Consider the following 11,053-nt stretch of genomic DNA (forward strand, 5'->3'; position numbering starts at 1 on the left):
ACCTTATAGTTTCGTTGTAGTAGCGACAGCTGCGTAGCTCTCGTACGACTTCATCTGTTTTGCGATCTGCGAGATCTTGCTGGCGTAGTCCGGATCGGTTGCATACCCGGCCTTCTGCAGCTCTCGCACAAACTGTTCAGGCTTATCGGCCGCATTTACCGCATCTTTATAGCGAGCATTGTTTTGCAACAGGCTCACCAGGTCGTGGAAGCTGTCCTGGTAGGAGTCATAGGAACGGAACGCAGCGGTTTCCTTGACGAACTGCCCGTCACGGAACTCGCTGGTGATCGCACGTGCCTGATCGCCTTTCCAGTTGCCGGTGGCCTTGATGCCGAACAGGTTGTGGCTGCTGCTGCCATCGGCCTGGCGCATCACCGATTTGCCCCAGCCGGTTTCCAGGGCGGCCTGTGCCACCAGGTACCGCGGGTCGATGCCGATACGCTTGGCGGCCTGCTCGGCCATCGGCAGCATGGTGGTGACGAACTCGTCGCTGGAGTCGAACGCGCGCTTGGCCGGGGCCAGTGGCGGCTGCGCCACGGCACGTCCGTAGATACGCATCGAGCCCGGCGCGGCAAAAGTCTGGGCCGGGGCCCAGTCGCCCTTGACCAGCGCATCGGTCATGGCCGTGGTGCGCTGCGGCAACGCGGCGGTATTGGTGGTGGCTGGCGTGCCATCTGCCGACGGCACGATACCGGCCAGCAGGCGATCGGTGAGCTTGCCGGGCAACGCCAGGCGCCGCGAATTGAGCGCCGCCATGTCGTTGCGGTGGCTGGTGCTGGCTGCATCACGCAGTGGCTCGGCCACCTTGGTCGCCCACAGGCTGCGCTGCTGCAGATCGACCCGCGGGAACGGGCTGCTGGCCGCCGCTGCAGCGTTGGTGGCCTTCTGCTTGGACAGCTGGCGCATCAGCACATCCTGCAGGCCGATGCCGCCGCCCTCGCGGGACATGCTCACCGCCAGCTGCTGGTCGTACATCTGCTGGTACTGCTTGGTGGTTTCGGTATTGAGCGGGTTGTCCTTGGCCAGCACATCGCTGGCCGAGCGCATCGACTTGAGCATCTCGTTGAGGAACAGCGACTCGAATTCCTGGGCGACCTTGCGCAGGTTGGCGTCGCTGTCGCGATCACCCACCTTGAGCGAGTTGAGGCGGTTGAGGTCGGTGTAGGCACCACTGTCGGCGGCACTGATGCCGCTTTTAGGCATATCCATGACCAGCCCCTCAGATCACGATCAGGTCGGCTTGCAGCGCGCCGGCCTGTTTGAGGGCTTCGAGAATCGCCATCAGGTCACCGGGGGCCGCGCCCACCTGGTTGACCGCACGCACGATCTCGTCGAGCGTGGTGCCCGGCCCGAACTTGAACATCGGCTTGGCTTCCTGCTCGGCGTTGACCCGCGAGCGCGGCACCACTGCCGTCTCGCCATTGGAGAACGGGCCGGGCTGGCTGACGATCGGGTCTTCGGTGATGGTCACGGTCAGGCTGCCGTGGGTGACCGCCGCTGGCGATACCTTGACGTTCTGGCCGATCACGATGGTACCGGTACGCGAGTTGATGATGACCTTGGCCACTGCCTGGCCGGGGTCGATCTCGAGATTCTCCAGGATCGACAGGTAGTCGACGCGCTGGCTCGGGTCCAGGGGTGCGGTGACGCGCACCGAGCCACCATCCAGCGCCTGGGCCACACCAGGGCCGAGCAGTTCGTTGACCTTGTCGACGATACGCTTGGCGGTGGTGAAGTCGGGGCGATTGAGGTTCAGGGTCAGGCTGTTGCCCTGGTTGAAGCCGCTCGGCACCGAGCGCTCTACCGATGCACCGCCCGGAATACGCCCGGCCGATGGCACGTTGACGGTGATCTTGGAACCATCACGGCCCTCGGCATCGAAGCCGCCCACCACCAGGTTGCCCTGGGCAATGGCGTAGACGTTGCCGTCGATACCCTTGAGCGGGGTCATCAGCAGGCTGCCGCCGCGCAGGCTCTTGGAGTTGCCGATGGACGACACCGTGATGTCCACCACCTGGCCCGGCTTGGCGAACGCCGGCAGGTCGGCGTGCACCGACACTGCCGCGACGTTTTTCAGTTGCACGTTGCCCGAGCCCGGCGGCACCTTGATACCGAACTGCGAGAGCATGTTGTTGAAGGTCTGCAGGGTGAACGGGGTCTGGGTAGTCTGGTCACCCGTGCCGTTGAGCCCCACCACCAGGCCGTAGCCGATCAACTGGTTGGTACGCACGCCGGAAATGCTGGCGATGTCCTTGAGGCGCTCGGCATGTACGCCGAACGCGGTGGACAACAGGACAGTCGCGGCAATCAGCTGCTTGATGTTGAACATGATCATCCGAACCTAGAAAGGCCAAAGCGGGCTGATGAAGAAGCGGTCCAGCCAACCGGGCTGGCTGGCATCGGCAAACGAGCCGGTGCCCGAATAGGTGATGCGCGCATCGGCGACCCGGGTCGACGGCACGGTGTTGTCGGTGGCGATGTCGTCGGCGCGTACCATGCCGGCAATACGCACCAGCTCGTCGCCGGTGTTGAGGGTCATCCACTTCTCGCCGCGTACCGCGATGATGCCGTTGGGCAGCACGTCGGCCACGGTGACGGTGATCGAACCGGTCAGGGTATTGCCCTGGGCCGCCTTGCTGTCGCCCTTGGTGGCGCGGTCGCCGCTGTAGCCGGCGCTGAGGCTCAGGTCACCGTCGCCAAACGGATTGTTGGTGTTGACCCCGGCACCGAACAGCGAGGTCAGGCCAAGCTCGGCCTTGCTGTTCTTGGCGATCTGCGAGTTGGCGTTCTTGCTCGCCTGGGTACGCTCGTTGAGCGTGATGGTGATGATGTCGCCCACCCGGAACGCCTTGCGGTCGCTGTACAGGTTCTGCTCGAAACCGGCCTGGTAGATGGAGCCGTTGTTGGCCGCTGCAGGCAGGGGTGTACGCGGCAACACAGGCGCGTAGTACGGGTCGTTGGGCTTTGGCGTCGGCGCGACGCAACCGGCCAGCAACACCACCCCACCCAGGGCGAATACGGACAACAAACGGCTCATGACTCTGACCTCACGGTGTAACAGGCGCCGCATCAGCGCCCCTGGGGCTTCACTTACAGGTTCTGGGTAACGAACGAGAGCATCTGGTCGGCGGTGGAAATCACCTTGGAGTTCATCTCGTAGGCACGTTGGGTGGTGATCATGTTGACCAGCTCTTCCACGGTGCTGACGTTGGAGTTTTCCAGGGTCTGCTGCAGGGTGGTACCGAAGCCGTTCAGGCCCGGCGTGCCGATCTGCGGCGCACCGCTGGCGGCGGTTTCCAGGAACAGGTTGTTGCCCATGGCCTGCAGGCCGGCCGGGTTGATGAAGTCGGCGGTCTGGATGTTGCCGATGATCTGCGCGGCCGGGTTGCCGGCGGTGGTGATCGATACGGTGCCGTCCTGGCCCACGGTGAAGGTCTGCGCGTCTGGCGGCACGACCACGGCAGGCTCGAGGGCGAAACCGTTGGCGGTGACCACCTGGCCATCGGAGTTCAGGTGGAAGGTACCGTCACGGCTGTACGAAACGGTGCCGTCTGGCTGCAGTACCTGGAAGAAGCCGCGACCGTTGATGGCCATGTCCAGCGGGTTCTCGGTGGTTTGCAGGCTGCCGGTGCTGAAGTTTTTCTGGGTGCCGACGATGCGCACACCAGTACCCACCTGCAGACCCGATGGCAGCTCGCTGTCCTGGGTCGACTGTGCACCTGGCTGGCGCTTGATCTGGTAGAGCAGGTCCTGGAACTCGGCACGATCACGCTTGAAGCCGGTGGTCGAGACGTTGGCCAGGTTGTTGGAAATGGTGGTCAGGTTGGTGTCCTGGGCGGACAAACCGGTTTTACTGACCCAAAGAGCCGGAAGCATGCTGTTCTCCTCGTGCGCCTGTTTTACGGCGCTACGTCTGTGTAATTAGCCGATTTGCAAAACCCGAGCCATGGCTTCGTCGCCTTCCTTGGCCGTGGTCATCATCTTGACGTGCAGTTCGAATTGACGGGACAGCGCCAGCACCGAGGTCATTTCCTCGACGGCGTTGACGTTGCTGGCTTCCAGGAAACCGGACACCACCTGCACGTTGGCATCGGCATCGGCAGGCTGGCCGCTCTTGGTGTGGATCATGCCGTCCAGGCCCTTGTTGAGGGTCTTGACGTCGGGGTTGACCAGCTTGATGCGATCGACCTCGGCCATCACCCGCGGGCCTTCACCCATGGCGCGAATGCTGATGGTGCCGTCCTGGCCGATCTCGACCTTCTGCTCGGGCGGCACGGCAATCGGGCCACCATTGCCCATCACCGGCATGCCGTTGCCCGCGCGCAGCACGCCCAGGGCATCGATGTTGAGGCTGGCGGTACGCACGTAGGCTTCGCTGCCATCCGGGGCCTGCACGGCGATGAAGCCGTCGCCACCAATGGCGATGTCCAGGTCGCGGCCGGTCTCCTGCATGGCACCGGGGCTGAAATCGGTGGCAGGACGTTCGGTCATGGCATAGGCACGCGCCGGAAAGCTGTCACCAAACACCGGCATCGAGCGCGCCTGCTCCAGGTCGCGCTGAAAGCCGCTGGTGGAAATGTTCGCCAGGTTGTTGGCATGCGCCCGTTGCGCCAGTGCGTTCTGGCTGGCACCGGTCATGGCCACGTAAAGCATCTTGTCCACAGATCATCCTCCGCTGCGCTGGCGAACACTTGCCGTTCACCGCTGCTTTGCCGGTCACTCAAGCAAGTTTCAAACCAACTCTGCAAAACAGGGGTAAAGCCCCGTCAATGCGGGGGCTGGAGCACAGGCCAGCGCCTGCGCGTGCGATGCACCGTCGAAAATACGGCGCCAGCTTGCCGCTAGCGGCAAACCTCAGTTGTCACGGCAAGCGCCATTGTTGAAAGGCCCGGCAAACCGACGCCAGCCCTCGCCCGGCGAAACCTGCGAACAGACGAGCCGGCCATCGGCCTGGCTTTCCCAGCGATACCAGGCGGCCATGTCGGCGCCGACCTGCACAGCCACCACCAGCAAGGCGAAGCCCACGATTGCGAGTGCGCACTTCATTTCTACTGCCTCCGAAACAACGAACCCCTTCCGAGAAAGGGGTTCGTCCATGCTCATTCCATCAGGCGATCATCAGGTCATCTGGATGATGGTCTGCATGATGGTGCTTTCGGTAGAGATGGTCTTGGAGTTCGCCTGGAAGTTGCTCTGCGCCTTGATCAGCTCGACCAGCTCCATGGTCAGGTTGACGTTGGACGCTTCCAGTGCGTTGGACTCGATCGAACCCAGGGTACCGGTCTTCGGCGTGTCGATGCCCGGGATGCCCGAGGCGTAGGTCTCTTTCCAGCGGGTACCACCCAGCTGCTCCAGGCCCTGCTCGTTGGCGAAGCTGGCAATCGCGACCTGGCCGATGGCGCGGGACTGCTGGTTGCTGAAGCTGGCGAACATCACACCGGTGGAGTCGATGCTCAGGCTGGACAGGATGCCGGTGGCATAGCCGTCCTGCGCCTGGGACATGCGGGCAGTGTCGGTGTTGTACGACGTGGTGCTGGTCATGTTCATACGGATGCCGTCGGCATTGCCGGCCGAACCGTTGGATGCCCACTTGTCGGTGGCCTTGTCGTAGGACGCCGGCACCCAGCCTTTCATGGTGAAGTTGTTGTTGACCACGGTGAATTCGGAGCCCGCCGGGTGACCGGTATTGTCGGCAGTCATGGCCTTGACACTGCCATCAGGATTGAAGCTGATGGTGCCGGACAGTGGCTTGGTGCTGGCAGGGTCGAACGGGTTGCGACCATCGACCAGCGTGTAGGTGGTCCACTGGTTGTCGCCGGTCTTGCGATAGAACTGCTCCATCGTGTGCTCGTTGCCCTGACTGTCGTAGATCTTGGTCGGGAACGATTTGGTGTAGGTGCTCTCGTCCGAAGGGTCGAACGTCTTGTTGTCCACCAGCACCGGCGGCGTGCTGTCATCCAGTACCTGCAGCGGGATCGACGGCGCCGAGGAGTTCAGGTTGATGCCCTGATCGATCAGCGTGGTGGTCTTTGGCGCCAGCGCGGAGGTGTCGATCTTCAGGTCGGTCAGCACGCCCTTGATGATCTTGCCGTTGACGTCGGCCGCGTAACCTTGCAGACGGATACCGTCCGAGGTCACCACGTAGTTGTCCTTGTTGGTCTGGAACGCACCGGAACGGGTGTAGCTCAGCGAGCCGTTGTCGCTCAGGACGAAGTAGCCCTGGCCCTGGATACCCATGTCCAGCACGTTGCCGGTGTTGTTGATGTCACCCTGACCGAACTGCTGGGAGACTGCAGCCAGACGCACGCCGTTGCCGACGGTCTTGCTGCCCACGCCCAGTTTGCTGGCCGAGTACACATCGGCGAACTCGGCGCGCGAGGCCTTGAAGCCGGTGGTCGAAACGTTGGCGATGTTGTTGCCGGTGACAGCCAGTTGCTTGTTGGCTGCATAGAGACCGCTAAGGCCGATATTGAAAGACATCTTTCCACTCCTTGTGCCGCGTTAGCCGGCTCTATATACCGATAGTTTGGACTTTGGACAGCGCAACGCTGCCCAGGCCAGCGAGGTTGAGCATCAGCTCGCCGCCGGTCTGACTGATGGTGACGCTGCTGACGGTGGCCGGCAGCAGGGTGTACATCTCGGCCGACTTGCCATCGACGGTGGTCTTGGCCGTGAAGGTGTAGGTACCCGGGTCGACCTTTTCGCCCTTCTCGTTGGTACCGTCCCAGATGAAGTCGGCATTGCCGGCCTTCTGCTCGCCCAGGTCGATGGTCTTGATGGTCTTGCCATCCTTGTCGGTGACAGTGACGGTGCCCGAAGTGATCGACTGCGGGACCACCACCTGGCCAGTGAAGCTCTTGGTGGTGTCGACCACGGCCTTGTCGGCCTGGGTGATCACCGAGCGACCGACCAGCCCGGAGGCCTGCAGCGCCTGCGAGGAACCCATGGCCCCCGTGATGGCGTTGACCGAATCGTTCAGCGAGGTGATGCCTTCGAGGCTGGAGAACTGCGCCAGCTGGGCCACGAACTCGCTGTTGTCCTGCGGGTCGAGCGGGTTCTGGTGCTGCATCTGGGTAACCAGCAGCTGCAGGAACGCGTCCTTGCCCAGGGTCTGGCCGTTGGCAGTCTTGCCGCCCAGGCCGCTTGCCGCGTTCGTATTGCTGGAGTTCTTGACGCCGGAATTGGAAATGACGTCGTTCAGGTTTACATCAGCCATAAAAAACGCCCCTTATCACTGACCCAGGGTCAGGACCTTCTGCATCATGGTTTTGGCCGTGTTCATCAGTTCGGCGTTGGTCTGGAACGAGCGGCTGGCGGAGATCATGTCAGCCATTTCCTCGACCACGTTGACGTTCGGGTAGTAGACGTAGCCGTCCTTGTTCGCCGCCGGATGGTTGGGCTGATAGCGCGCCTCGAGGTTGCTCTGGTCTTCGACCACACCCAGTACCTGAACACCCTGCCCGGCTTCGCCCTGGTCCTGGAACAGCGACTGGCTGACGCCATTCTGGGCCTGCTGGAACGTGGTGGCGAACACCGGGTGGCGGGCACGGTAGGTCTGGTCGATGCTCGAGGAAACGGTCTCGGCGTTGGCGATGTTGGAGGCAACGGTGTTCAGGCGCGTGGTCTGCGCGCTCATGCCGCTACCGGCAATGTTGAAAACGCTGGCAAGGGACATGACTTACTCTCCGCGCAGGGCTGACACCAGCCCTTTGAATTTACTGTTGAGCAGCGTGAAGCTGGCCTGGAAACCCACGGCGTTCTCGGCATAGCTGGATTGCTCGAGCTGCGCGTCAACGGTGTTCTGGTCGATCGAGGGCTGCATGGGCGTGCGGTACTGCAGGGTTTCGTCACCCATCGCCAGGCCTTGGGCCTCGATGTGCCGGGTGTTGGTGCGCTCGAGGGAGAAATGGCCGTTCTTGACCTTGTCGGTCTCGGCCGCCAGCACGGACGAGAAGTCCATGTCGCGCGCCTTGTAGTTGGGGGTGTCGGCGTTGGCGATGTTGTTGGCCAGCACTTCGGCACGCTGGGCGCGAAAGCCCAGTGCCTTTTCGTGAATGCCAAGCGCTTTGTCGAAACTGATGCTCATGTCGGGGAAACCTTTGAAGGTTGACCGTAGGGTTCGTTGCCGGTGATAGAGCAAGTCCCGTGCCAAAACACAAAACCCAGCAAAGCCTGGGCTTTTCTGGCATTGCCAGCCATGGCAATGCCAGAAAAGCGGCAACGGATTTCCGCCAGACACCGGCAAAGCGGCAATTGCCTGGCAGCGGCAACCCCACCCTGCGCCCTTTTGGCGTCAAATTTTAATGTCAATTCGCTATCTCTCATCTAAGATCCGTCCCGCTCCGCTACGTGGCATCTGGCTATCACCGCACAGCCGTCATGCCACGCAGGCAAGCGCCGAATTCAATACGCTGTGTTTAAGGAATAAACCGTGACTCCTGTGATGTTTCGCAAGACCCTGCTCGCCCTGGCAATCACTGCCACCGCCCTGCCTGTCGGCGCCCAAACCATCAAGTTGACCGATGCCGGCTTCATCAGCGAGCACAAGACCTACGAAGGCAACCTCGAATTCACTGGCGCCTACACCGGCAGTGCCGCCGAAGACGCGATCGAATTCAACGGCAACCACGTCAAGGGCGACCTGATTCTCAACACCACGATCAACAGCAGCGGCAACTTTGCCGGCGGCATCGACCTGGACGCCTGGGAAGACGGCAGCAGCTGGGCCAGCAACCAGATCGACGGCAACCTGATCAACAAGGGCAGCATCAGCGCCGTGGGCGGCGGCTCCAATGCCCTGATGATCGACCCGGCCACCATCAATGGCAGCGTCATCAACCAGGGCCTGCTCAGCGCCACCGGCGAACCGCTGCTCGACGGCAGCGAAATGGACGTGGCCCGTGCACTGGACTTCACCGGCACGATCAAGGGCGACCTGCTCAATGACACCACTGGCCGCATCATCGCCAAGGGCACCAGCGCCAAGGGCATCAACCTGGAAGGCGGCCGTATCGTCGGCAAGCTGATCAACAACGGCCTGATCCAGGTGACCGGTAACGGCGCTACCGCCATCGACGCCACTACCAGCTTCAACGGGCAGAATGTGGACATGGTCGACCTGGCCGGCATCGTCAACAACGGCACCATCATCGCCACCGGCGATGACGCCGAAGGCATCCGTGTGGACGGCGCCAGCTTCACCACCGCCGAGCGCCAGATCGTCAACACCGGCACCATCAAGGCGACCGATGCGGCCATCGTGATCGGCAACTTCGACATCGATGCCTACGATGACAACCGGCTGTACAACAGCTATGCAGGGCTGGAAATCGTCAACAGCGGCACGCTGATCTCCGAAGACGAAGCGGTCGATGCCTCCGAAACCGAGCGCAGCGTGTACCTGACCTTGCTGGACGGCAGCAAGATCACCGGCAACCTGATCGACCTGACCACCGTCGAGGTGTACGGCAAGGTGGACTTCAGCGGCACCGACAGCAGCAGCGACGGTGCCAACATCCGTCTGCGCCAGGGCGGCTGGATGGACGTGGGCAGCGTCAGCCGCAATGCGCCAGCGCACCTGAACTTCGTGCAGCCGCACACCACCATCGACGGCAACCTGTACGTGGCCGGCAACTCGTCGCTGGACTTGAACCTGAGCAGCGCCACCCGTGCCGATACCGCCGTGGTGGCCGTCAGCGGTACTGCCGAGTTCGGCAAGGGCGCACAGATTCGCCTGGCCGCACAGGGCAGCGACTTCAGCGCCCAGGGCAGCACGTACAACCTGTTCCAGGCCGGGCGCATCGATCTGCTGGACGCTTCCGACAATGTCGACGCCAACGGCAAGCTGAACCTGGTGAGCAGCTCGGCCCTGCTCAAGATCGACAGCTACAGCCTGCAGGACAACAAGCTGGTGGCTACCGTCACCGGCAAGGGCGCCGAAGAAGTCACCGACATCCTGGTCGGCCAGGGTGCCTCGGCCAACAGCCAACTGGCCCTGGGCAGCCTGAACCGCGACAGCATCCTGAGCAAACTGAGCGCCAACGACCCGCTGCTGCAAGCCTTCGCCAATGCCGACGAGGCCCAGCTGGCCAAGCTGGCCGAGCAACTGACACCTGAAGTCAACGGCGGCGCCACCCAGGCAGCCACCACCAGCCAGAACCTGGTGAGCAATGTCACCGGCAGCCGTACCAGCAGCCTGCGTGGCGCCTCCTCGGGCGAAGCGTTCAAGGACACCGGCGTGTGGGTGCAGACCCTCTACAGCGATGCCAGCCAGGACCTGCGCGACGGCGTGGCCGGCTACAACGCCTACAGCCGCGGCATCGCGGTGGGTGCCGACGGCAAGCTCAACGACAATCTGACCCTGGGCCTGGCGTACAGCTTCATCAACACCGACGTCAACGGCAAAAGCGGCAACCAGACCAAGGTGGACAGCCACGCCTTCACGCTGTACGGCGGCTTCGAGCAGGGCAACTACTTCGTCGATGCCAGCCTGAGCTATGGCTTGAACGACAACGACAGCAAACGCAAGATTGCCGGCACCTCGGCCAAGGCCGATTACGACAGCGACCTGCTGGGCCTGAACGTGGTGGGTGGCTACACCTATCACATCAACCCGCAGATGCTGGTCGAGCCGCGCATTGCCGCACGCTACAGCCTGGTGAACATCGACGGTTACCGCGAGAAGGGTTCGTCGGCTGCACTGAAGGTCGAAGACCAGCGCTACGAGGCCATCGAGCTGGGCGCAGGCCTGCGCGTTGCCGGCGAGTATCCGCTGGGCGCCGGCACCCTGCAGCCACAGGCTCGCCTGATGGCATACCATGACTTCGCGGCGGACGAAGCCAAGAGCACCTCGACCTTCCTGCTGGGTAGCACCCCGTTCGTCACCAGCGGCGCCAAGGCCGTGCGCAACAGCTACGAAGCCGGCGTAGGCGCCGACTACAAGCTGGGCGCGGTGACCCTGGGCGTGAACTACGACTACATCGGCAAATCGGGCTTTGACGCCGATGTGTTCTCGGCCAAGGTGCGTTACGACTTCTGATCGATGACAGCAGCT

General features: G+C 62.6%; 12 protein-coding genes. 2 read left to right on the plus strand and 10 right to left on the minus strand.

Annotated elements, in window-relative coordinates:
- Positions 1–3 precede the first annotated feature (3 nt).
- From flgJ to flgB, 10 genes are all read right to left on the minus strand, one after another.
- A complete protein-coding gene (gene flgJ / locus NP552_RS22850; RefSeq protein WP_043861789.1) occupies positions 4–1,209 on the minus strand; it encodes a flagellar assembly peptidoglycan hydrolase FlgJ in 1,206 nt (401 codons plus the stop codon).
- A 10-nt stretch (positions 1,210–1,219) separates the two neighbouring features.
- Positions 1,220–2,329, minus strand: a complete 1,110-nt coding sequence (locus NP552_RS22855) for a flagellar basal body P-ring protein FlgI (protein ID WP_054915656.1) — start codon at positions 2,327–2,329, stop codon at positions 1,220–1,222.
- A 12-nt stretch (positions 2,330–2,341) separates the two neighbouring features.
- On the minus strand, positions 2,342–3,037 hold the full coding sequence (gene flgH, locus NP552_RS22860) for a flagellar basal body L-ring protein FlgH (RefSeq protein ID WP_043861788.1): 696 nt from the start codon (positions 3,035–3,037) through the stop codon (positions 2,342–2,344).
- Between the two features lie 53 nt (positions 3,038–3,090).
- Positions 3,091–3,876: a flagellar basal-body rod protein FlgG gene (gene flgG, locus NP552_RS22865; protein WP_043861787.1), complete on the minus strand. Its 786-nt coding sequence runs from the start codon at positions 3,874–3,876 to the stop codon at positions 3,091–3,093.
- A gap of 45 nt (positions 3,877–3,921) precedes the next feature.
- Positions 3,922–4,662 carry a flagellar basal body rod protein FlgF gene (locus NP552_RS22870; RefSeq protein ID WP_043861786.1) on the minus strand — a complete coding sequence of 247 codons (741 nt, stop codon included), beginning with the start codon at positions 4,660–4,662 and terminating at the stop codon, positions 3,922–3,924.
- A 192-nt stretch (positions 4,663–4,854) separates the two neighbouring features.
- Positions 4,855–5,046, minus strand: coding sequence for a hypothetical protein (locus NP552_RS22875; RefSeq protein WP_043861785.1), 192 nt, complete (start codon positions 5,044–5,046; stop codon positions 4,855–4,857).
- Between the two features lie 72 nt (positions 5,047–5,118).
- Positions 5,119–6,480, minus strand: coding sequence for a flagellar hook protein FlgE (gene flgE / locus NP552_RS22880; RefSeq protein ID WP_043861784.1), 1,362 nt, complete (start codon positions 6,478–6,480; stop codon positions 5,119–5,121).
- A gap of 31 nt (positions 6,481–6,511) precedes the next feature.
- Entirely contained in the window at positions 6,512–7,216 is a 705-nt protein-coding gene (gene flgD, locus NP552_RS22885) for a flagellar hook assembly protein FlgD (RefSeq protein WP_104572203.1), read from the minus strand.
- Positions 7,217–7,231: 15 nt separating this feature from the next.
- Positions 7,232–7,675 (minus strand): flagellar basal body rod protein FlgC, encoded by a 444-nt coding sequence (gene flgC, locus NP552_RS22890; RefSeq protein ID WP_043861782.1) that lies wholly within the window; start codon positions 7,673–7,675, stop codon positions 7,232–7,234.
- A 3-nt stretch (positions 7,676–7,678) separates the two neighbouring features.
- Entirely contained in the window at positions 7,679–8,086 is a 408-nt protein-coding gene (gene flgB / locus NP552_RS22895; protein WP_054915646.1) for a flagellar basal body rod protein FlgB, read from the minus strand.
- Positions 8,087–8,145: 59 nt separating this feature from the next.
- Between flgB and NP552_RS22900 the strand changes: the two genes are divergently transcribed.
- Both NP552_RS22900 and NP552_RS22905 read left to right on the plus strand, forming a co-directional pair.
- The gene (locus NP552_RS22900) at positions 8,146–8,304 is read left to right on the plus strand and encodes a hypothetical protein (protein ID WP_274097186.1); all 159 of its coding nucleotides are present in this window, start codon (positions 8,146–8,148) and stop codon (positions 8,302–8,304) included.
- Between the two features lie 139 nt (positions 8,305–8,443).
- Entirely contained in the window at positions 8,444–11,038 is a 2,595-nt protein-coding gene (locus NP552_RS22905) for an autotransporter family protein (protein ID WP_274097188.1), read from the plus strand.
- The last annotated feature ends 15 nt before the right edge of the window (positions 11,039–11,053 follow it).

Origin of the sequence: Pseudomonas sp. 8209 (assembly GCF_028682105.1) — a bacterium.
In the GTDB taxonomy this organism is placed as follows: domain Bacteria; phylum Pseudomonadota; class Gammaproteobacteria; order Pseudomonadales; family Pseudomonadaceae; genus Aquipseudomonas; species Aquipseudomonas palmensis.